Genomic DNA, 22,117 nt, shown 5'->3' with positions numbered 1-22,117 from the left:
CTTTCTTAATAAGAACATCATCTCTATTTCTGACGATCTCTTACCCAATTGATGAGACCGCCTTTTAACATAATGTCAATTTGTCTTTCTGATAAGGCATGGGTCACTTTGATCTTTTGATCTTTTCCTTTTAAATTAACAGTCAGTTCTTTTCCTTGTTGGATTTGATTTCTTAAATCGCTTAACTGAATCACATCACCTTTTTCCAAGAGGTCATAGTCGTTTGGGTTACTGAATGTAAGAGGCAGCACACCGAAATTAACAAGGTTCTGCCAATGAATCCTGGCAAAGTCTTTTACTAAAGCCACTCGTAATCCAAGATATCGAGGGGCTAACGCCGCATGTTCACGGCTTGATCCCTGGCCGTAATTAAAGCCGCCAACTATTGCATGACCGCTGTTGTTTCTCGTCGCCATTGCCCGGTCATAGTAAGTATCATCAACAATTTCAAAGGCGAACTTGCTTATCTCTGGCAGATTGCTTCGATACGGCAGAACCCGGGCACCCCCGGCGAGAATTTCGTCAGTTGATATGTTGTCTCCCATTTTTAATAAAACAGGGATCTCCAACTCATCTGGAAGCGCATCTGTTTCCGGTATGGAAGCAATGTTCGGTCCTTTCACGAGTTCAACTTTCTTGGCTTCTTCAGGTGAAAGAGGCTCATCTAATAAATCAACGTCAACAGTCGGTTGATCAGGCTCCTTAACTTTTGGATAATCGAAATCAAGCGTTCTTGGATCGGTTATTTTTCCTGTTAAGGCGGAAGCAGCTGCGGTTTCCGGGCTGCATAGAAAGACACTGTCTTCCCTTGTTCCAGATCTTCCGGGGAAATTACGCGGTGTTGTCCGCAAGCTGTTGCGGCCCGTGGCAGGCGCCTGGCCCATACCTATACAGCCGTTGCACCCTGCCTGATGGAGACGGGCACCTGCTGTTAGAAGGCTTGCAATATATCCATCTTTCACAAGATCAGTCAACATTTGTCTTGCTGATGGATTAATATCAAAAGAAATGCCTTTCGCAATCTTTTTTCCTTTTACCATTTCAGCAGCAACGGCAAAATCACGATAGCCGGGGTTTGCGGATGACCCTATATATGATTGGTAGATGTCTTCTCCTGCTATTTCTTTGACCGGAACAACATTGCCCGGGCTGGACGGTTTCGCGATCAATGGCTCAATTTCTGAAAGATTTATTTCTTCGTTAAGATCATACGTTGCACCATCATCTGCAACAAGTTCTACCCAGTCTTTTTCCCTGTCTTGACTTTTAAGAAAATGTTTAATCTCTTCATCCGAAGGAAAAACTGTCCCCGTTGCGCCAAGTTCTGCACCCATGTTGGCAATGACATGACGATCCATCGCGCTTAAATTTTTGAGCCCGGGACCATAATACTCAATAATTTTCCCGACACCGCCTTTAACATCATGGCGCCTCAGCAATTCTAAAATAACATCCTTAGCGCTCACCCAATCAGGAAGTTCGCCGGTTAATTTTACGCCCCAAATCTTTGGCATCTTTACATAAAAGGGTTCGCCGGCAATTGCCATGGCAACATCAATACCGCCGGCTCCCATTGCAAGCATTCCCATGCAACCGTTGGCACATGTATGGCTGTCTGATCCAAGCAATGTTTTTCCTGGTTTCGCCAGCCGCTGCATGTGTACCGGGTGGCTGACACCGTTGCCTGGACGGCTGAAATACAAACCGAATCTCCTTGTTGCACTTTGCAGGAATAAATGATCATCTGGATTTTTACTATCTTCCTGAATGATGTTATGATCTACATATTGTGCAGAAGCCTCCGTTTTCGCATAATCGAGCTTCATTGCTTCAAGTTCCAGCATGACCATCGTACCTGTAGCATCTTGTGTTAGTGTTTGGTCAATCTTTAATCCAATTTCATTTCCAGGCGTCATTTCACCTGAAACTAAATGATCTTTAATCAGCTTTTGGGCCACATTATATGCCATCCTATTACCCCCAAATGAACAGAAGTTAAATCAATCCATGTTATTTTTGTAAATAAGTGACATAAATATACACCGAAAGAAGACAAACCATTTTCTATATTTATTTATTCAATTGAAACTCTATTAAATAAGAAAAAAGCGTCCCCGCCTTCTTATTGTGACAAATAATAACTCGTTCAAGATAAGAACTTCCTGTTAAGATTTTTTCATTAAAAAATTAAAGAACCAAAACATAAAAAATTTGGTTCTTATTAGGTAAAATTACATTAAATTTTGTTGTTTAATACCCTTATTATCTTCATACATCTTTGTCTTTTTAGTCGTTAATAAAATCGAGACAAGAACGAATATAATCCCAATAAATTGCCAAACAGATAAAGCATCTCCTAAAACCGCAACACCTATAATAATAGCTACAACAGGCTCAACCGTTGCAAGAATTGAAGCTCTGCTCGATTCAATATATGAAAGCCCATATGTATATAAAATATAAGCAAGGCATGTTGGGATTAAAGCTAACCCAAAAATACATAATAAAACCTGCCATTGACCGAAAGCCTCACTTTTTCTCCATAAGCCGCCGGCGGGGATCATAAAGAGACTGGCAAATAAAAACGAATAAAAAGTAATCGTTAATGATGAATATTTACTGCTGACATACTTGCCAAAAATACTATACAGCGCATAACAAAAGCCTGAACCGAGTCCAATGATTAACACATACCATGAAATGCTCACATGATATTTTGGGAGAATGCCAACAACAAAGGCACAGCCGGCTAAAGTGAAAATAAGGGCCAGGATCTTTAATACGGTCAATTTTTCTTTAAAGATGATTCGGGACATTAATGCCACAAATAATGGTCCTGTATATAGCAAGATCACAGCTAAAGATAATGACGATTTGTTAATAACCTCAAAATAACACCAGTTAAAAAACACAATACTGCAAATGCCCGTTCCAATAAAATAAATCGAGTCTTTTATTTTGATTTTTAATAACTTGGGTTTAAAAACAATAAGGTAAATGAACATAACAATGAAGGATGAAATGACCCGGATGGCAACAACTTCCCATGGCGTAAAGCCAAATTGATAAAGCCGGGCCACAAACAATCCTATAATTCCCCATAAGGCAGCGCCGATGACAGCTACAGTATACGCCCTCTTCAGATTCATATGACCAAACACCTCAATTAAGTATGAAATTAAAAAACGATTTCATCAGTTTTTTTCAACTGTACAAACCCGCCGCCTAATATATTATTATGGTGTTCAACAATTTGAGAGCCCGAAAGCACTCTGCTGTCAAACGTACTGTGAGCATCTTCAACTAAGATATTATGATATCCCATACTAAAAGCCCTTCTGCATGTCGTATCAATACAAAATTCAGTTTGCATACCGGCTATAACCAAGCTGTCTATATTTCGCAGTGCCAGTTCCTCTTGTAAATTAGTCTTATGAAACGAATCGCAAGTTGTTTTTTGTACAATAATGTCATCCTTTAACGGTGTAATTGCGGAATGAATTCGCCATGTGAAACTGCCTTCGGCGAATTGGTCGTCAGCTTGTTCGGTATGCTGGATATAAATCACAGGCATTTTTGAATCACGTGCTTTTTTTATTAGATTTCTAATATTATCAAGTACCTTTTCCCCATTAAATAAGGCAGCGTCGTCATGTAAAAACATTGCGTTTTGAACATCCACAATCAACAAAGCAGTCCCCTTACTCACTCCATCACTTCCATTCCAAATTTTAATTTCTTAAGGTATAAGATATTAAAATTTTCCTAAATTTAAAACCCTTCGTTATAAAGAAGTTGAATCGATGCCAAATTCCTCAAGTATTTTAGAATGGCCAAGTTCTGTCATCCGAATTGATCTGCGAATGGACCCGCGCTGAATCCAGCCAAGATCAATAAGACGTTCGGTAATTGCTAGTGCCAATGGACCGGCTATATGATGCCTTCTGACCGTCCAATCAATGTGATGCGGGACAGCATTAAGATTTATTTTTTCCGGTAGAGGATCGATGCCAAATTTTTGTAACCATTGTTTCCCCTTTTCGGTAACTTTATATACTTTTCCAAAATCCCGAAAATAGCCAAGCTTAAGCATTGCATCTGTTAACGCTACACCAAGCTCCCCGGCAATATGACCATAGCAGGTACGTGCGAAACTAAGCGCTTTTTTATGGCTTGATTCGCTCAAAGATCTAACTTCAAGAGGCGGTGAAATGACTGCAACAGCTTCAATAGCGTACGCAACTTCATGACTTGCGAGGCTGTAATAACGATGCCTTCCCTGAGTTTCCACAGTTATTAGAGATCCTTGTACTAATTTTGTAAGATGGGCACTTGCTGTCTGAGGCGTTACTTTTGCAATCTTTGCAAGTTCACCTGCTGTTAACGCCCGTCCATCAGCTAATGACATAAGGATAGATAAACGCGTTGGGTCACCCATTAATGAAGCGGTTTCAGAAATACCTGAATACATTTCCATAAATACTCACCCCCAATGGATATATCAACCAAAGTATATCATCTTAATATTTCGATGCCACGTGAAATATTCAGGATTTATAATAACAGCAGCAAAACGAGGCGGAGTGATTCGAGCAATGAAAATCGGACTAAAAAGAAAAATAAATGATCAAATTGTTATCTTTACAGCTGGTATAGGTTTATTCTTATCCACTCTTGACACAGGTATTATTAATGTAGCACTCCCTGCACTTGCCCAAACCTTCCATTCTTCGATTTCAGTTATCTCATGGACAGTGACACTGTATACTTTGGTCCTTACCGGAACAATCATTATATTCGGGAGGTTAAGTGATAACGTTGGACGCTTAAAAGTTTATTCCTTGGGACTAATTGTATTTTTACTCGCTTCAATTTTATGCAGTCTTTCGCATTCACCGGGCCAATTAATCTTATTTCGGGCTATTCAGGGAATAGGTGCCGCAATGCTTCAGGCTACAGCTGCCGCAATTATTACAACAACTATCCCAAAAGAAAGAATAGGGTCTGCACTTGGTACGTTAGGAATGCTAATAGCTGCAGGTCCTGTTCTCGGTCCAAGTCTTGGCGGACTTCTCATATCTATAGGAAGTTGGCGGTGGATTTTTTTGATTAATGTTCCTATTTCAGTCATTGGGCTTTCAGGGTGTGTCCTTATAAGAAAAAAAGTAAAGGAATTACGTAATAATTTTAAACTCGATCTTATTGGCAATATATTATTATCTGTTTCTATTTTATTCATACTTTGGGGGCTTTCCATATGGCCGATAAAAGGCCTGTTAAGTTTTTATACGGTAATTCCTTTTGTTGTATTCATCATATTATTCACTGCTTTTATTATTTGGGAAATTCACACTAGGCATCCAATTATCGATCTAAGGTTATTTAGGTGCGGTAGCTTGTCGGCATCTATCTTAGCTGTGCTAATTTTCGGAGGCGCTACATCGCTGGGATTTATTGTTCCTCCATACTTTTTGGAACATGTCAAACATCTCTTACCATGGCAAACAGGCATTGTAAACTTATCTGCACCGATGGCACTTGTGATCTTTTCCAAAGTGTCCGGTCAACTTATAAAAAAAGTTCAAACAACTCATCTGATGATCACCGGTATTTTAATTATGGCCAGCGCCTATGGCACTCTTGGCGGAATGGAAGTTAATTGGAGTCCTTTCTTGATCTCAGGTATTTTATTTATTTACGGTATTGGAGCGGGACTCTTCCAACCTCCTAACACTGCAGCTATTATGGGCGCTGTACCTTATGAAATCCAAGGAACTATCGGCGCTGTCCAGCGAATGGTTCAAAACTTGGGAATTGCACTATATACAGTAATAGCTACAGCGTTGATTCAAGGTCACTCACATAATGGTATCAACGATTTAATGAATGGCTATCAGGGAGCATGGATTTTTGCCGCCATTACATTGGTTTTAAGTCTGTTGACTTTTGTTTTTGTTTTCATTCGATGTCAGGTTAAATCTATTTAATAGAAAGGCCGACAAATCAATCTGCCTTTCTTTAATTCTATATTTATATCTCAGAAAACTCGCGCCACTTATTTGTTTATCCTGGCTGTTCATAGTAAATCCGCACTTCCAGGACAGAACCCCAATTTTAGTATATATATATTCTTTTATTTAAGTTATATAGAATTTGGAGAAATCCGGGGAAACCGAGAGATCGTTGTTATTGATTATAAGCCCAATTCCCATTATACCCAGCATCAAAAAAAGCTTCATATCAGTGAATTTAACCTAATATCGATTTTTTCATTTTCGTTGGATCCCCTAAGATTCATTATGTAAAACACCTATTGTATAGCTAAGAATGGGAATAGTTTAAAATAATATTAAATTTTGTATTGTTTAATTATAGATTTTTTAGTATTTTAAGACTAGGGTTTGGAAGAAAAACGATGAAAATTGGAAGGGTGTTAATTGTGATAAATTATGATGGACGTAAATTTGTATCAATTGAAAACACAGCAAATGGAGAAGTATATTCAAAAACTTTTTTTGAATATAAACAAGAAGGCAAAATACTTTCAGCAACCTATAGTGGAGGAGAAATTGTAAAAGGAACAATGATAGGAATAGTAAAGAAAAATGGCTGCTTACAGTTCAGATATAACCATGTAAATACCAAAAATGAGATAAAAGAGGGTCAATGTTATTCTACACCGGAAATTCAATCAGACGGAAGAATTAGGCTGCATAAAAGTTGGGAGTGGTTTGATTGTGACCAAAGTGAAGGAAAATCCATTGCAGAAGAAGTCATATAACTAAATGCCTTATAAAGAAAACTTGCCGGTTGCCAAGCCTTAAAAGGCGAAGACAGAGGGGCCAAGTTGTGCTAATAACTTCACACCTAAAATTGGCCCCTACGTCGAATACCATCTGTGTTGTCAATTTACATAAACAATCATATGAATGATAAACAATGGGATGGGTTAAAGCACCCATAAGCATTTCGATTATTCGAACCCCCCGCAAGAAACCCCCTAATTTATTTGGAACCCTTGGCATGGGAAAACCCTGCCGCCATACGGCAACAGGGCATCATGAAAAATCAAGGATATTATGTAAATGTACAAAACGCCAAGGCAACTCTAACTCTATTACACTTTAGAAATGCTTGGTGTGGAAATTATTTAATAACTTTTTTATCTGCATGTCATATAGTTAGATTATTTAATGCAGTACAGAACTCATTTCCATAAAGATGTTTAATAAAGATTGTTCAAACCCGTATCGTTACGTTGTGAAACTGCTCCATCCGAAAAATAAAGTTGTTCAGTTTAAAAGTAAAGAACATAAGACCTATATTACGTAGGAAAGAAAAGATAAAAAAAACTAGAAAAAAATCTTTGTATTAAGGGGAATACTTTATTTAAAAAGGTTGATAGGAGCATCCTATGATTAAGATCATAGCCCGATACATTCATATGGTAATTAATAAACACTGTTACATAGCTATTTTATTTGGTTGGTTATATACAGGATTTGGGCAGTTTTACAACGGGCAATATTTAAAGGGGTTATTATTTGTAATATTTAATACCTTCAATAATCAATATGGACATCTCAATCAAGCTATGATGTATAGCTTTACGGGAAATATTGAATCCGCTAAACAAATTTTAAACTACCAGTGGATTTTAAATTATCCAGCATATTTTGCTTATGCCCAGTGGGATGCCTATAAATTTGGATTTATAAGGGATAATTCTGTAAAACCACCTATCTCACATGCCTTTCCATTTATTTTGGCTGCTATGCTCTCAACGGTAGGAATTATTTATGGTTCATATTCGATAGACCCTATTTTTGTGGGATTAGGAGGCTTTTTATTAGGTATGGTTATCGGGGCAATAATCATAAAAATATCTGAAAAGTATAGATAAAATTATTTCTTAAATCGAATATTGCCGACTTTATAATGAATAAATTTAGGAGATCACATTTTTATTCTTTATCTAATGATAAGGAACATTTGTGGTCTCCGTGTGTTTATTTTAATAATAAAATTAAATTATAAAACACTTTGTGTGGTCTTCAGGCAGTAAGATCAAGAGAAAAGAAAAGCGGTAAACTAACAAAAAAAGTAAAGATAGGAATAGCGATTTGAAAGCAGGATTATACAATTAATCATTTAACGATGACTTCGCTTTACCATCATTTTTTCTAAATTTTTTATGAGTTTCTATACGGTAAGGAAGATGTAATTTCCAATTAAATTTGATTGCCAACATGCGTATAGTCACTATACAGAAAACAACTAGTGTAAGCTGAATTGGATGAATCCAATCCAACCAAGCACACAATCCGCATATAAGCGTTAAAACGGCATGGATTTCTTCTTTTAAAGCAAGGGGTTTTCGGCCTGCCAGTATATCTCTTATCATGCCTCCCCCTAATCCTGTAAACATTGCAGATAAAAGGATCAAACCTAAGTGGTCATGCGCATACTTAGCTGATAGTGCACCTTGTAATGCAAAAGTCGCGAGGCCAATAGAATCGAAGAATAACCCCCATCTTTTCCAATGATGAACCCATTTTAGCGGCAAAAATACAATAAGCGTTAAGGTTACAAATACGACAGCTATTGTATTTGAATCCCACACCCCGGAAACTGGTGCATCAATGATAAGGTTTCTTACAATGGCACCGCCAAAAGAAGTTGTTAATCCCAACACAAATATTCCTATAAAGGAATATTTTGATTCAATCGCTACTAACGCACCACTAGCTGTATACGCAATGATTCCAATGACATGTAACACGACCCAAGACAATTTTCAGCCTCCAATTTCTCTGAAAAAGTAAAAACTCCTCCACAAGGACAGATGTCATAAGCGACACTGAACCTTATAGAGGAGTAATAAATTAGCAATTTCGTACTAATATACCATTCCAACATCATTTAAACAGCTGATAGAGCTATGGCAAACAATACCAAAGCCCCAACGGTGTTGTTTCTAACATTAAGTATAAATGATATTGCGCTGTTCGACAAACAAAAATTAAATACTTACTCTTGTCAATTGGCTATTATTTCTAAGAAAAATAGGACGAACATAATTTTTCGTTTTAACTTACCTTTTTATTTTAAAAATTAATTATCCTCTTAAAAAGCTGGATTCCGCCGCCGCTGACAGGTGGAATAAAAGCAACAGTTATCTCCTTCTTTTATTCCTTCTTGATTTGTTACAAAGCTTTCATTTATTGCCGTCATGGAAGTTTCACTTTATTGCAAAGAATCTTCAGCATTAACAATACGTTCAGGTCTTGTATAAATATTAAACGAATCCCCGCGAATAAAGCCTACTGTTGTAATGCCTAATCCTTCCGCCAGATTTAAAGCCAGCTCTGTAGGCGCCGATTTTGACAATACAATTTCACAACCGATTTTAGCCACTTTTAGTAAAATCTCTGATGAAATCCGTCCGCTAAAAACAATGACTTTTCCTTTAATTGGGATATTATTTTTTAAACAATAACCATATATTTTGTCTAAGGCATTATGTCTGCCTATATCCATCCTTCTCAAGATAATGCCATTTACATCACATAAAGCTGAGTTATGGACACCACCGGTTTCTTTAAAGGTTCGGGCAGAACTTTGCAGCTCATCCATTAGGCGAAAACAATCGTCAGGTGCTATGCGTATATTAATATCATTCATTTTTTTGGCTGTTAAAGCATCATTGATAAAAACAAACCCCTGCCTGCCAGCGCCGCAGCACGAGGTAATGTAACGTTTATTTTGAAAGGTTTGATAGTAAGGATTCAACTTAACCGTTTCCACGTGCACATATCCTTCTTTTTCCTGTATCCAAATCTTTTTTATGTCCTCATACTTTTTTATGACACCTTCTGATGCTAGATAGCCGATGACCATGTCCTCAATATGCTCTGGTGTGCAAATCATCGTAACAAATTCTTCGCCATTGATTTTAACTGTCACTGGAAATTCTGTAACAACAAGGTCCTTTTCACGTGAACATTTTCCTCTGGAAAAACGAATAATTTCTCGTTTTGTTTCTGTTGATCCCATATTACATGCCCTCTTGCGTTATATCTTTATCAAAAATAAACACAGAAACTGCTATATCCTCTTCAACTTTCATGTCGGAAAATAGATGAACTAATTTAGCTCCGACCAATGCTTCCATGTTCGAAGGAGGTTTAACAGCATACATATCTTGAATCATTTTCGTTCTAGCAGAATGAACCATTTCCACCCCTTCCTTCGTAGATGTAATAAACCGTTCTGTCGGGGTTAAATTGCCATATAATTTTGTAATTGCCATGTTCTCTACAAATACGGTATGAATCCGTTCAGGTCCCTTTCCAAAACAGTCTTTACGGAGTTTACGTATGATATCATTAAATTCATGAATAACTTTAGACATATCAATGACCACTCTCCCAAAAGAATACGTGTCTCATTTTACTCCAAAATTTTATTATTACAAATCAAAACATTAAAAAAGCTAAAACCTTAAAACAATAATTGAATCTTTTTAAGGTTAGCGTTAAAATAACAAATGAGTCAATGTTGATGGATTCATAATAATGCGTTGTTATGTTTCTATCTTCTTAAAAAAATCAATTAATTTACTGGACTGGATTGGTATATTAGTAGGCTCTGCTATTAAACTATTCCACCATGATAACACCGCTTTTTTCTAATAGCTGGTGATCATGGTGGATTTTTTTTACAAAAAAAAGGAGGCAACATGATGAATGATTCATCCTTCCGCATCAGAATTAACGATGTAGAATACAAAGCAAAGCCAGGATCTACCATCATCGAAATTATTAATCAAAATAATATTGATCATCCGCAAATTTGCTATCTCCCCTCAGTAGACCCTATTGAGACATGCGATACATGTATTGTTGAAGCGGATGGGGAACTGGTTAGAGCATGTTCTACGAAGGTTACTCCAGGTATGGATATAAAATTAAACTCAAGCCTTGCCAAAGCATCACAAACAGAAGCTATGGATCGTATACTGGCTAACCATTCTTTGTACTGTACCGTTTGTGATAACAATAACCGGAATTGTAAATTACACAACACAGCAGAAATGATGCAAATTGAACATCAAAAATACCCATATACACCAAAAGTCGATTCCAGTGAAGTTGATATGTCACACCCTTTTTACCGTTACGATCCTAATCAATGTATTACGTGCGGGCAATGTGTAGAGGTCTGTCAAAGTCTTCAAGTCAATGAAACACTTTCTATTGACTGGGAAGCTGATCGTCCGCGCGTCATTTGGGATGATGGTGTACCAATCAATGAGTCTTCATGCGTCAGCTGCGGGCAATGTGTCACTGTTTGTCCTTGTAATGCCTTAATGGAAAAATCAATGCTAGGTAACGCAGGCTTTATGACCGGACTTAAGCCTGATATGTTAGAGCCGATGATCGATCTTGTAAAAGAGGTTGAACCCGGATATAGCGGGATTTTTGCTGTATCAGAGGTTGAAGCAGCAATGCGGGAAACACGTACCAAAAAGACAAAAACAGTATGTACTTTTTGCGGTGTAGGCTGCTCCTTCGAGGTTTGGACTAAAGGCCGTGAGATTCTTAAAATTCAACCAAGTGATGGCCCAGTAAATGCTGTATCTACATGTATCAAAGGAAAATTCGGCTGGGATTTTGTCAATTCTGAAGAGCGTTTAACAAAACCATTAATTCGTAAAAATGGCGCTTTTGTTGAATCCAGTTGGGAGGAGGCATTAAGCTTAGTGGCCCAAAGATTTGGTGCGATTAAAGATCAACATGGAAGCGGCTCAGTTGGCTTTATCTCTTCTTCCAAAATTACAAACGAAGAAAATTATCTTATCCAGAAGTTGGCACGGCAAGTCTTTGAAACGAATAATGTCGATAACTGCTCCAGATACTGTCAATCTCCTGCTACCGATGGTTTGTTACGAACAGTAGGTATGGGCGGCGATGCAGGTACAATTAAAGATATCGCTGAAGCAGGTCTTGTTATTATTGTCGGAGCCAATCCCGCCGAAGGTCACCCAGTATTAGCCACTCGTATAAAACGTGCCCATAAACTGCACGGACAAAGACTTATTGTATCTGATATTCGCAAAAACGAAATGGCTGAACGTTCCGATGTCTTTATTCGCCCTAAGCAAGGAACCGATCAAGTGTGGTTAATGGCTGTTACTAATTTCATGATTAAGCAAGGCTGGCATGATCAAAAATTTATTGAAGATAATGTAAACTTCTTTAGTGAATATAAGGAAATACTAGAAAAATATACGCTTGAATATGCGGAAGAAAAAACAGGCATTCCTAAGCATACACTCATTCAAATAGCCGAGATGATTCGCGATGCTGATGGAACTTGTGTGCTTTGGGGCATGGGTGTCACACAAAACAATGGCGGTTCTGATACCTCCGCAGCGATTTCGAACTTATTACTTGCTACCGGCAACTATCGTCGTCCAGGTGCAGGCGCTTACCCGCTCCGAGGTCATAATAACGTACAAGGCGCATGTGATATGGGGACTCTTCCAGGCTGGCTGCCAGGCTATCAGCATGTAACTGATGATGTTGCCCGGGAAAAATTCGAATCTGCATATGGTGTGAAAATTAATGAAAGTCCTGGTCTTAATAATATTGAAATGCTTCATTCAATTGAAGCTGGCAAAATGAAAGCTATGTATCTCGTAGGTGAGGATATGGCATTAGTAGACGCTGATGCAAACCATGTGGATAAAGTGTTGTCACAGCTTGATTTCTTCGTTGTTCAAGACATCTTCTTTTCCAGAACCGCACGGTATGCTGATGTTATTTTACCTGCAGCCCCTTCGCTTGAAAAAGAAGGAACATTTACAAATACAGAACGCAGAGTACAAAGATTATATCAAGCATTACCTGCTCTTGGAGACTCCAAGCCAGATTGGTGGATTATACAAGAGGTTGCTAAACGACTAGGTGCCAACTGGGACTATAACCACCCTAGTGACATATTTGATGAGATGGCAAGTTTATCACCTATCTTTGGAAAAGCAAACTATCAAGTTCTTGAAGGTTGGAATAGCTTCTTGTGGGGGAGTCATGATGGAGAAAGCACCCCTCTTCTCTATGAAAATGGCTTTAACTTTCCTGACAAAAAAGCACGATTTGCTCTCTCTGATTGGGTGGAGCCATATGCATTCTCGGAAGAATTTGACCTTCATATCAACAATGGAAGATTGCTGGAACAATTCCATGAAGGTAATATGACTAATAAATCAGCGGGCATACACTCAAAGGTTCCTGAAACTTTTGTTGAGGTATCTCCTGAACTTGCCCGGGAGCGCGGCATTCAAACCGGTTCTCTTGTCCGTCTTGTCTCGCCTTTTGGATCAGTAAAACTAACATCACTTGTAACGGATCGTGTGCAAAAAAATGAACTGTTCTTGCCTATGAACTCCGTTAACAAAGAGTCTGCGATTAACTTTTTAACTGGTCCAATTTACGACAGCCGTACGAATACACCTGCCTATAAACAAACTAAAGTACGGATGGAAGTGCTAAGTGCTGACGGAAAAGATCCACTGCCTAAAACCAACCCAAGGGATAAAAAACGTCATCCGCAAAATGGCGTTGAGGTAGAGCGCAAATGGCATCGTCCAGGTTATGTCCATTTGACAACTAAAAAAAATAGGAAGGATGTTTTTAATGGCCCAACCAATTACAGACATTCATAGACCTGCCTTCACAGAAGAGCAGCAAACCGAAATGAAACTCAATAACTTAAAAAAGCAGTTTGCTAATAATGAAGAAGGCTTAAATAAAATTCTTGATATAATTGAAGAGCTAAATGATATAGGTGTTCTAGAAGCTGCAGATGCCATGCTGCATGCAAAAGAAAACATAGCCAAAATTGTTTTAGAACAAGTGTCTAGAGAGCCTGTCACTAACCTCCTTAACACAATTATTGGCGCAACTGGTGAGATTATGAGTTCTGATCCAGAACAAACCAAAGCACTTATCAGCAGTGCCTTGGCGGGTATAAACGAAGGGCATCAATTTGTTCAAGCTGACAAAAAAATCCGGGTCATCGACCTCATGAAAACATTAAAAGACCCTGATATTAACCGAGCCATTGGCTTTGGTATCTATTTTCTAAAAGGAATGGGAAAACAACTGAAAGAATAGGCGTGTCACACTAAATGGATAAGCCGTGTGCTATTATAGCATGCGGCTTATTTATTGGCTTGGGATTTCAAACCTTGTTGTGGCAACATTTGGGATCACTTTGACAATTCTCAAATACATACAGGATTCTTCTGTTAAGTGCCTTTTCATTTTCTTCTTGTTTGGTACCTTCACAAACCTTCATTAATTTCTCCTTATCCCCATAATTTAACAGGCTAATAGTATCATATTTCTTATTATTAAACGGCGTAACCATTATATGAATGAAACAAGAAACACCAACATATGGTCGGTGTTTCTATAACATGGTTCTCCGCGGTTATTGTGACAACGTATATCTTTCAATGTATTTGTTTTAGTTCATCAATTAATTGTTGTGAACGTTTGGCGTTCCCTTCAGCAAAATTTCTTAAACGGATTTGTAACTCCTCGTTATCATGAACTCGTTCAGCTGTTATCAAATACACTCTCATCATTTCTTCTTCCATTTGAAGTGATTCTTCTAGAATCTTGCGTAATGATCGAGCAGATACCCGATCTTCTCGATCATGATTACGGTCATAATCCTGTTGATGGCTCATCGATACACCTCCATGGAAAAAGTTTTCCCTATTCGCAAACTATACATACTTATGATACGGTTAGAGGTGTTTAAACATTGCAGCTTTCGTTACGAAAAAATCCTGCACGTTATAAACCCGAGCCTATTTACTAATTCCAAAGCTAAAAAACAATAGTATTCAGCAGGATCGGGAACAAGAGCTTAAATGTATAACATATAATGGTTTAAGGTTATTTTCAGCTGAAATTAAGCAAATTATATCCCGTTAAATTTCAAAGGGAGGAAATGTATTGATTAGAACACTGGCAATAACGAATGAATTAGATATAATGCAAGATGTTCCTCTTGAAGAATTGTCAGACTTAAAGTTTGCCTGGTACTGGGTTGATTTTAATTCCCCAAGTGAAGAAGAAGCTGTCCTTTTAGAAGATCATTTTCATTTTCATCAGTTAGCGGTTGAAGATTGCTACCATTTATTACAAAGGCCTAAAATTGATTATTATGGGGATTACAACTTTTTTGTCTTACATGCTCTTAATCAAAAAACTTTAAAACCCGACGAAGTAGATCTTTTTGTTGGCGATAATTTTATCGTTACCTTTCATTATGCTCATTTAAGAGTAGTTGATACTGTTTGGCAAAACGTATTATCCAATAAGGAGATTTGGCATCATGATTCAAGTTATATTAGCTATATGATCATTGATAAGTTAGTAGATGACTATTTTCCTATAGTTCATCAAATTGAAGACCAGCTAAATCTAATTGAGGATAAGGATGAAAAAAGCGGGGTTTTGATGGATGAAGTGTTTGATATTCGAAGTGACTTATTAAAACTTCGAAGAACGATTGTGCCAATGCGTGATCTTTTGTATCAGATCCTAAACTCTGATCGATTAGATATTATCAAAGAGCATAGGGCCTACTACATTGATATCCATGATCATTTACTTAAGCTTGCGGAGATTATCGAATCAAACCGGGATTTGACCTCGGATTTACGTGATAACTATCTCTCATTAAACTCTTTTCGAATGAATAAAATCATGTTTACATTAACGATTATTACATCCGTTTTTATTCCGTTAACGTTTATATCAGGTATTTATGGTATGAACTTTACAAATATGCCTGAGCTTCATTGGCGATATGGATACTTCATCGTGCTTGGGGTAATGGCCATTATCGGTGTCGCTTTGGTTTTATGGTTCAAAATAAAAGGTTGGTTCAATGTTTTTAAATGATTTCAACGATTGCACCCAAATTTTTTATCGTATTCTTTAAACTCAAGAAAAACGTAAGGGTTGAGTCCAAGCGTTAACTACTTTCATCTCTCACCTTTTTGCTATTAAAAAGCAGAACTGGGGCCCAGGAGCAGCGCAGTGGGACATTATACCTGTCCCACCGTCCCGTTTTCATTCAAAGCTTAAACATTTTCGAGATAAGCATTCACTTTAAAATCTACGTTTAAATTGGGGTAATATTTTGTTCTCCAGTCTTTTAACTCATTATAGGGAATTTGATTGCGGAAATATTGGCCAAATCCAAAAAGATCAATTTTTTTCTTTTGTGATTGTTTTAACATGTTATAAAAACGGTTTTCTATAACCTTTTCAAGTTTTTCTTTTACTTTTTTGTCGTTTAATCCTTCCTTTTTTTCTAAGATGGTGATACCTAAGTTTAAATGAAATGACAATGAGGGTTTATTTTCCTTCATCAAAAGTTTATGTTGCAACGAACTGTCTGAAACCATGACACTAGTAAAATCAAAGGTCTCTGTTTTTCCACTTGCACCTTGATTTTGAAATATATTATATATTTGAGTCTCGTCAGGACTGATCTTCCCAATTATTTCTCCATTTTTTAAAATTGCTGAGCCATCATATCTTAATACAGTATTTTTTCCAGAACGTACAACTGGAACCGCTATATCTTTTGTATATGAAAACAAACTTTGATAGACTTCCCAAATGGGAGTTCTCGAAATTTCAGGTGCCCACCCAGCACCTTTATTAAAGTAGTCAAATAAAGAAGTTGCATTTATGCCCAACCTTTTATTAATGTTTGTTAATACATTGTTAATATTGTCATCAGTAATGGCTACCATTGCCTTTGTCGGTACTTCTCCTGATTTCATTAAAAATTTTATAATACCTTTCATTTCCTGCTGATTAGTACCTAATTTTTTGTTAATGATAATTAACCCGATATGTGAATAGTCTACGGCATACTCCGAATTCACCCGGATTTTGCCAAGTACGCTTGCAACTGTCCCGCCTTGTCCCGTTACTACCCTTGAAATTTGCCCATTCTGTTCCGGTATCGGAATTTGTAATGTTACCTTATAACCTTCTGTATTTTTCTTAGAAATTCCCATAACTAATGGCAGAACCCTCTTATCTATATCTTTATTGTCCCAACAGCCGCTAAGAATGAATAACGAAATAAATACTGCCATGAATTTATACAAATTATGCTTAGTCATGTTCGGTCACGTTCCTTTGGGTTAATACGCCATAGAAAAAAATAGAGACTGGAATAATGATCATCGCATACAAATTAATCATTGTATCCCATCTTAGTAATTTCTCAACCCAAGCCCAATTTGTTAAAAATAATGCCATAATAAATGCAATCAATGAGAAAGCTGTAATCCAATATGATGTTTTTATAAAATGACAATCGATCATTTTCCACATGATTCGCCCGATCATCCAAAGAATAGCGCTGTTATAAAGAATCGTAAATGCGGAAAATGAAATGCAGAAGAACATGGCTGCACGATTCAGCGCAAACCACCTGATATCAACCGAATTGATCGCGTCCATAAAAGAGAACTGAAATGTATGAACCGTTTCAGCACCAAATATAAAGAGTGGTATGTACACGAAACTTAAAAAGAAAATTGTAACGATGGCCCATGCCAAAGAAATACGACTAAAGTTAATTTTCGATTTAGAGGCTATTAATCCCAAAAATAACAATGGTGAAATTCCTAAACTATAAAGAAAGGGCTTTTTAACGATAAATTTAAAGGATAATTGCCAGATGGGAGAAGCATTATGAAAGTCAAAGTTCGTAATAGATGAAGCGATAATAAAAATAACTAATGGAATGGCTGTAAAAAATATAAAATTAGACGAGCGAAAAATAGTGGGCAATCCTTTGACAGCCGTGTAAGCGGATACGTAAAAAAGCAGTGCCAGAATTGCCCAAAAAGGTGTACGCGGTAAAAAAACTAACCTGATAACCTCAGTATGAATACGTAAATTAAGCCCAACAATGACAATCAGGTGAATAGCAAACGGAATAAGTATAAGGAAAGCAGCCCATCTTCCCATTTTCATATAAATATCAATAACATCTTTATTAGGAAAGTAATTTAACCCCTTTATATAAATCAAAATTAAAATAAGTTGAAACAAGCTTTGGCATAGAACTACCTCCCAATGACCTGAATAAGTTGACTTGTAAATAAGATCGGGATAGATGATATACCCTAAACTTAACTGCATATTGATAAAAATAATACCGACTTGCCATCTTTGAATCACTTTGTATCTCCTTTTTGCTTCAGGTTAAACGCCGTATATGGAAAACCATTTGACGTTAGACTTGTTAAATAGATACCTATAAAAGTAACACCAATAAATGCCCCAAAAATACCATAAATCGATGCCAAAATTAAAACAGGATATCTAAGCAGACGAATATAAATGGAATTTTGCATACCCACTATTGTCGAACCTGCGATCACAATAGCGGTAATCACAATAATCAATAAATTACTCACTAATTTTGCTTCAACAACGGCCTGACCTAATATGACTCCGCCAACCATTGTAACGGCAGGCCCTACACTTTTTGGAAGTCTTACAATCGCTTCTAAAACTAAGTCGACAAGAAAAACCATTAGGATAGTTTCAAGTAAAGCCGGGTATGGAACGCCTTGTCTGCTTTTTGCGACGAATAAGGCAAAGTCAATTTTTAATACTTCAGGATTAACGGAAATTAAAGCGACATATAATGCTGGAAGGGTCAATGTAGTAACAGCCCCAATAACCCTTATGGAACGCAGCATAAGTGCCAACATGAACGGGAAATTACGATCACTTGCCAAACTAAACATATCCCATATCAATTGAGGAAACACAAGTGCATAAGGATGATTATCCAGAAATATAACGATTCTGTTTCTTTTTAGATAATGAACAGCTTGATTTGGAAGTTCAGTTGAATACAAGTGACTCACAATATATCTTTTCCCATAACCAAGGCACCTATTTAAATCGTCAATCGTTTCGATATCAGATTGAATGTTTTTTAATTGCTGATCAACTCTTTCAACAAGACTGCTTTGGGCACAGCCATTAATATATAGCATAGAAATTTTCCGTTTTTGCAATTTGCCGACTTCATAAGAATAATGGCAAAGACGGTCAGTGTTCAGCCATTTTCTAATCAAACCTACATTGGCCTTTATATCCTCTACAAAAGCATCCAAGGAAGCCAGAATAGGGCTCTCACTTTTAGGTTCATCAATGATTCTTTTTAAATTCAGTGAAACGGGTTCTATTACCGCATTATGTTTACCGTTTCCAACAATGATCACCAATTTCCCTTTCAACAAGGCTTTTGTGATATACTCCAGATTAGCATCAAGCGTCTCACTTAGATTATTTAGCAGGTTATGTACAGAAGTGGATGACCTGGCGATTTGTTGAATATATAATTTGGATTGATCTAAATCGACGAGCGTTTTAAAGCCGATAAGATGCAGCACTGTGTTCCCGAATTTTTCTTTTTGGATAAAAAAATCATCGTTATGAATAAACTTCTCTTGAATTTCCTGTATTAAGTTTCCCATTAACACACCTCTAAAATGAATGTTTTTTTATTTTTAGTCGTTATTTGTGCTTTTATACTTAATCATTCAGTCCATTAATTCTTTTCATATCTTATCTGTTGCCGGACCAAATTTTTCTGTTATGATAATAGAATAATAGACTATTCAGAATAGAAATGCACAGATAAAAAAGTGCTTTTAAGGAGTGGGAGAATGAAGGCCGTATTTTTTGACCTTGATGATACATTGCTTTGGGATTCCAAATGTATAAAAGAAGCGTTTGCGGCAACTTGTTCAGAGGCTTCAAATAAAATTGGGATTAATCCAGATGAGATTGAGGAGCATGTAAGAAAGAAAGCGCGGACGATTTACGCACAGTATGATGTTTATCCGTTTACAAAAATGATCGGCATCAATCCTTTTGAAGGTTTGTGGGGGACGTTTCATGATGGGACATTTGAATTTCCTAAACTGGAACAGATTGCATCTGAATACCAAAACCGGGCTTGGACAGAAGGACTTCAAGACCTTGGCATTAACGACGGAGAAGTTGGTAAAGAATTGGCTGTTATATTTAAAGAAACAAGAGAAAAGCTTGCCTTCCTCTATCCGGAAACATTGGACGTTTTAAAAAATCTAAAAGAGGAATACCGTCTTGTGCTGATTACGAATGGTGCTCCGTCACTGCAAAATCATAAGTTGAAAACAGCGAACGAGCTCCCGCCATTCTTTGAAAAAATTATCATTTCCGGCGATTTTGGTAAAGGGAAACCAGATCCTGCTTTATTTGAGCATGCCCTGGCTGAAACGGGGCTGAAAAAAGACGAAGCGATTATGGTCGGAGATAATTTAAATACTGATATTAAAGGAGCCAACTCTGCAGGAATGAAGTCAATTTGGATAAACCATCATGGTGCTGCGGCTCCTGATGATAATCAACCGGCGTATGAGGTGAACCGGTTGAAAGATATCCTTCCTATCTTAAATCAGCTGGAAAAAATACCCATGAATACCTAAATATATAGGATAACCCAGTGTTTTCTTTAAGCAAATAGAATAAAGCAGAACCCATAAATCTTGGGTTCTGCTTTATTAACGATTAAACCGGAACACCTACAAAAAATTCTTCATATAAAGCTTGAACAGCCCGATTTTCATCAACTTCCTTAACACCGAACATCATGCTTACTTCTGAAGAGCCCTGATTAATCATCTCAAGGTTGATGCCTTCCCGTGCCAAGGCGTTAGAGGCTCTTGCTGCTGTCCCGACGTTTCGCCGCATACCTTCTCCTACGACCATAATGATAGCCAAATTATGCTCAATTTTTACATTATCTGCCTGAAGCTCTTGTTTAATCCGTTTTATAATATTTTCTTCTTGTGCAAGGTCCATTTGATCTTGTCTTAAAATAATCGAAATATCATCAATCCCTGAAGGCATATGTTCAAAGGACAAACCAAAGTCCTCTATGATATGCAGGAGCCTGCGTCCAAAGCCAATTTCTCTATTTAAAAGATATTTGCTGACATAAATGCTGCAGAATCCATTATCACTTGCAATGCCAATAACAGGACCATTTGTGTTTTCACGTTCATTTACAATTCTTGTCCCAGGTTTTGACGGATAATTCGTATTTTTAATATTTACAGGTATTCCTGCCCGGAATGCAGGCATTAGTGCTTCATCATGAAAAACGGAAAATCCTGCATAGGATAATTCCCGCATTTCCCGATAAGTTAGTTCACGCAGTTCTTTTGGATTTTGAACCATCGTCGGATTGACAGAGTAAACCGCATCAACATCTGTAAAGTTTTCATATAGATCAGCTTTTGTGCCATTCGCCAAGATTGAGCCGGTAATATCGGACCCGCTTCTTGAAAAAGTAACGACTTCACCTTCCTTGTTATAGCCGAAAAATCCAGGAAAAATCAACACACCCGGACGATTGCGAAGTTCAAACAAAGCCTCATACGATTCAGGCAAACATTGGGCATTGCCAGGCTCGTCGCTGACAATAAGCCCTGCGTCTTTCGGATTGACATAATAAGCTTCGATGCCTCGAAGTTTGAAATACGCGGTAATTAATTTCGCATTATTGTCTTCACCGCTCGCTTTAACAGCATCCAAATATTTTTGCGGATGTCTTTTATCTCCATTTAATGATGCTAATAAATCATCATGAATTTTTTTTGTAATTTTATCAGGAAGTCCTAACTCTCTTGCAATAAGAGCGTATCTTTCCACAACCGCATCAAAGGAAGACTTCCCCTCCCCAAATTGCAAATATGTTTTGGCACAATCAATTAATAAATCTGTTACTTTAGTATCTTCAGCGTGCCTTTTTCCAGGCGCCGAAACAACGACAATCTTTCTTTCAGGATCAGACGTAACAATATTAAAAACTTTTTCAACCTGTTCTCCTGTTGCTAAAGAACTGCCGCCAAACTTAACAATTTTCATTTTCGTATCCCCCGCTGTTCAAAACATTCAGATAAACTGTGATGGTTACTATTATTACCTATTCTCAG

19 protein-coding genes are annotated in these 22,117 nt (G+C 37.4%); 7 read left to right on the top strand and 12 right to left on the bottom strand.

The genetic code is table 11. The features are described 5' to 3' along the window. Positions 1-23: 23 nt before the first annotated feature. The 4 genes from ACFQRG_RS00440 to ACFQRG_RS00425 all read right to left on the bottom strand — a co-directional run bounded on the left by ACFQRG_RS00440 (position 24) and on the right by ACFQRG_RS00425 (position 4,477). Positions 24-1,970 carry an aconitate hydratase gene (locus tag ACFQRG_RS00440; RefSeq protein WP_380962514.1) on the bottom strand — a complete coding sequence of 649 codons (1,947 nt, stop codon included), beginning with the start codon at positions 1,968-1,970 and terminating at the stop codon, positions 24-26. A gap of 261 nt (positions 1,971-2,231) precedes the next feature. Continuing rightward, positions 2,232-3,149, bottom strand: a complete 918-nt coding sequence (locus ACFQRG_RS00435) for a DMT family transporter (RefSeq protein ID WP_380962511.1) — start codon at positions 3,147-3,149, stop codon at positions 2,232-2,234. A gap of 29 nt (positions 3,150-3,178) precedes the next feature. Further along, a complete protein-coding gene (locus ACFQRG_RS00430; protein WP_380962509.1) occupies positions 3,179-3,688 on the bottom strand; it encodes a cysteine hydrolase family protein in 510 nt (169 codons plus the stop codon). Positions 3,689-3,784: 96 nt separating this feature from the next. Beyond that, positions 3,785-4,477, bottom strand: coding sequence for an ArsR/SmtB family transcription factor (locus tag ACFQRG_RS00425; protein WP_380962507.1), 693 nt, complete (start codon positions 4,475-4,477; stop codon positions 3,785-3,787). A 118-nt stretch (positions 4,478-4,595) separates the two neighbouring features. Between ACFQRG_RS00425 and ACFQRG_RS00420 the strand changes: the two genes are divergently transcribed. From ACFQRG_RS00420 to ACFQRG_RS00410, 3 genes are all read left to right on the top strand, one after another. Next, positions 4,596-5,987: an MFS transporter gene (locus ACFQRG_RS00420; protein WP_380962504.1), complete on the top strand. Its 1,392-nt coding sequence runs from the start codon at positions 4,596-4,598 to the stop codon at positions 5,985-5,987. Positions 5,988-6,415: 428 nt separating this feature from the next. Further along, positions 6,416-6,781 (top strand): avidin-fold protein, encoded by a 366-nt coding sequence (locus ACFQRG_RS00415; RefSeq protein ID WP_380962501.1) that lies wholly within the window; start codon positions 6,416-6,418, stop codon positions 6,779-6,781. 633 nt (positions 6,782-7,414) lie between these two features. Further along, positions 7,415-7,903: a hypothetical protein gene (locus ACFQRG_RS00410; RefSeq protein ID WP_380962498.1), complete on the top strand. Its 489-nt coding sequence runs from the start codon at positions 7,415-7,417 to the stop codon at positions 7,901-7,903. Between the two features lie 240 nt (positions 7,904-8,143). Here the strand turns inward: ACFQRG_RS00410 and ACFQRG_RS00405 are convergent, their stop codons facing one another. The 3 genes from ACFQRG_RS00405 to ACFQRG_RS00395 all read right to left on the bottom strand — a co-directional run bounded on the left by ACFQRG_RS00405 (position 8,144) and on the right by ACFQRG_RS00395 (position 10,414). Beyond that, on the bottom strand, positions 8,144-8,794 hold the full coding sequence (locus tag ACFQRG_RS00405) for a trimeric intracellular cation channel family protein (RefSeq protein ID WP_380962495.1): 651 nt from the start codon (positions 8,792-8,794) through the stop codon (positions 8,144-8,146). 452 nt (positions 8,795-9,246) lie between these two features. Further along, complete coding sequence (fdhD, locus tag ACFQRG_RS00400; protein WP_380962493.1) at positions 9,247-10,056, bottom strand: formate dehydrogenase accessory sulfurtransferase FdhD; 810 nt, start codon at positions 10,054-10,056, stop codon at positions 9,247-9,249. 1 nt (position 10,057) lies between these two features. Continuing rightward, positions 10,058-10,414, bottom strand: coding sequence for a Na-translocating system protein MpsC family protein (locus ACFQRG_RS00395; RefSeq protein ID WP_380962491.1), 357 nt, complete (start codon positions 10,412-10,414; stop codon positions 10,058-10,060). Positions 10,415-10,744: 330 nt separating this feature from the next. Between ACFQRG_RS00395 and fdhF the strand changes: the two genes are divergently transcribed. Next, positions 10,745-13,729, top strand: a complete 2,985-nt coding sequence (gene fdhF / locus ACFQRG_RS00390; protein ID WP_380962738.1) for a formate dehydrogenase subunit alpha — start codon at positions 10,745-10,747, stop codon at positions 13,727-13,729. Continuing rightward, on the top strand, positions 13,701-14,180 hold the full coding sequence (locus tag ACFQRG_RS00385) for a helical membrane plugin domain-containing protein (RefSeq protein ID WP_380962489.1): 480 nt from the start codon (positions 13,701-13,703) through the stop codon (positions 14,178-14,180). Before fdhF ends, ACFQRG_RS00385 begins: the two co-directional genes overlap by 29 nt. A gap of 341 nt (positions 14,181-14,521) precedes the next feature. On the opposite strand, the gene ACFQRG_RS00380 is transcribed toward ACFQRG_RS00385, so the two are convergent. After that, positions 14,522-14,761 carry a hypothetical protein gene (locus ACFQRG_RS00380; protein ID WP_380962487.1) on the bottom strand — a complete coding sequence of 80 codons (240 nt, stop codon included), beginning with the start codon at positions 14,759-14,761 and terminating at the stop codon, positions 14,522-14,524. Positions 14,762-15,032: 271 nt separating this feature from the next. On the opposite strand from ACFQRG_RS00380, the gene corA reads away from it, so the two are divergent. Then, positions 15,033-15,986 carry a magnesium/cobalt transporter CorA gene (corA, locus tag ACFQRG_RS00375; protein ID WP_380962485.1) on the top strand — a complete coding sequence of 318 codons (954 nt, stop codon included), beginning with the start codon at positions 15,033-15,035 and terminating at the stop codon, positions 15,984-15,986. 182 nt (positions 15,987-16,168) lie between these two features. Here the strand turns inward: corA and ACFQRG_RS00370 are convergent, their stop codons facing one another. The 3 genes from ACFQRG_RS00370 to ACFQRG_RS00360 are packed head-to-tail and all read right to left on the bottom strand — an operon-like array spanning position 16,169 to position 19,609. Continuing rightward, positions 16,169-17,227, bottom strand: a complete 1,059-nt coding sequence (locus ACFQRG_RS00370; RefSeq protein WP_380962482.1) for a Ger(x)C family spore germination protein — start codon at positions 17,225-17,227, stop codon at positions 16,169-16,171. Then, entirely contained in the window at positions 17,220-18,296 is a 1,077-nt protein-coding gene (locus tag ACFQRG_RS00365) for a GerAB/ArcD/ProY family transporter (RefSeq protein ID WP_380962481.1), read from the bottom strand. Before ACFQRG_RS00365 ends, ACFQRG_RS00370 begins: the two co-directional genes overlap by 8 nt. Then, positions 18,293-19,609, bottom strand: coding sequence for a spore germination protein (locus ACFQRG_RS00360; protein ID WP_380962480.1), 1,317 nt, complete (start codon positions 19,607-19,609; stop codon positions 18,293-18,295). Before ACFQRG_RS00360 ends, ACFQRG_RS00365 begins: the two co-directional genes overlap by 4 nt. 192 nt (positions 19,610-19,801) lie before the next feature. On the opposite strand from ACFQRG_RS00360, the gene ACFQRG_RS00355 reads away from it, so the two are divergent. Further along, complete coding sequence (locus ACFQRG_RS00355; protein ID WP_380962478.1) at positions 19,802-20,605, top strand: HAD family hydrolase; 804 nt, start codon at positions 19,802-19,804, stop codon at positions 20,603-20,605. A gap of 82 nt (positions 20,606-20,687) precedes the next feature. Here ACFQRG_RS00355 and ACFQRG_RS00350 read toward each other — a convergent pair whose 3' ends face one another. After that, entirely contained in the window at positions 20,688-22,049 is a 1,362-nt protein-coding gene (locus ACFQRG_RS00350) for an aspartate kinase (RefSeq protein ID WP_380962475.1), read from the bottom strand. Positions 22,050-22,117: the final 68 nt, after the last annotated feature.

The sequence above is a fragment of the Scopulibacillus cellulosilyticus genome (assembly GCF_042665295.1).
Classification (GTDB): Bacteria; Bacillota; Bacilli; order Bacillales; family Sporolactobacillaceae; genus Scopulibacillus_A; species Scopulibacillus_A cellulosilyticus.
The sequence above is the reverse complement of the archived record's forward strand: the minus strand, read 5'-3'. Positions and strand labels throughout refer to the sequence as shown.

What these genes read in the sequence shown, in the direction of transcription:
- ACFQRG_RS00420 (WP_380962504.1), top strand. Translation starts at nt 4,596, where the DNA reads ATGAAAATCGGACTAAAAAGAAAAATAAATGATCAAATTGTTATCTTT.
- ACFQRG_RS00425 (WP_380962507.1), bottom strand. Translation starts at nt 4,477, where the DNA reads ATGGAAATGTATTCAGGTATTTCTGAAACCGCTTCATTAATGGGTGAC.
- fdhD (WP_380962493.1), bottom strand. Translation starts at nt 10,056, where the DNA reads ATGGGATCAACAGAAACAAAACGAGAAATTATTCGTTTTTCCAGAGGA.
- ACFQRG_RS00380 (WP_380962487.1), bottom strand. Translation starts at nt 14,761, where the DNA reads ATGAGCCATCAACAGGATTATGACCGTAATCATGATCGAGAAGATCGG.
- ACFQRG_RS00355 (WP_380962478.1), top strand. Translation starts at nt 19,802, where the DNA reads ATGAAGGCCGTATTTTTTGACCTTGATGATACATTGCTTTGGGATTCC.
- fdhF (WP_380962738.1), top strand. Translation starts at nt 10,745, where the DNA reads ATGAATGATTCATCCTTCCGCATCAGAATTAACGATGTAGAATACAAA.
- ACFQRG_RS00395 (WP_380962491.1), bottom strand. Translation starts at nt 10,414, where the DNA reads ATGTCTAAAGTTATTCATGAATTTAATGATATCATACGTAAACTCCGT.
- ACFQRG_RS00360 (WP_380962480.1), bottom strand. Translation starts at nt 19,609, where the DNA reads ATGGGAAACTTAATACAGGAAATTCAAGAGAAGTTTATTCATAACGAT.
- ACFQRG_RS00415 (WP_380962501.1), top strand. Translation starts at nt 6,416, where the DNA reads ATGAAAATTGGAAGGGTGTTAATTGTGATAAATTATGATGGACGTAAA.
- ACFQRG_RS00440 (WP_380962514.1), bottom strand. Translation starts at nt 1,970, where the DNA reads ATGGCATATAATGTGGCCCAAAAGCTGATTAAAGATCATTTAGTTTCA.
- ACFQRG_RS00350 (WP_380962475.1), bottom strand. Translation starts at nt 22,049, where the DNA reads ATGAAAATTGTTAAGTTTGGCGGCAGTTCTTTAGCAACAGGAGAACAG.
- ACFQRG_RS00410 (WP_380962498.1), top strand. Translation starts at nt 7,415, where the DNA reads ATGATTAAGATCATAGCCCGATACATTCATATGGTAATTAATAAACAC.
- ACFQRG_RS00435 (WP_380962511.1), bottom strand. Translation starts at nt 3,149, where the DNA reads ATGAATCTGAAGAGGGCGTATACTGTAGCTGTCATCGGCGCTGCCTTA.
- ACFQRG_RS00370 (WP_380962482.1), bottom strand. Translation starts at nt 17,227, where the DNA reads ATGACTAAGCATAATTTGTATAAATTCATGGCAGTATTTATTTCGTTA.
- ACFQRG_RS00385 (WP_380962489.1), top strand. Translation starts at nt 13,701, where the DNA reads ATGGCCCAACCAATTACAGACATTCATAGACCTGCCTTCACAGAAGAG.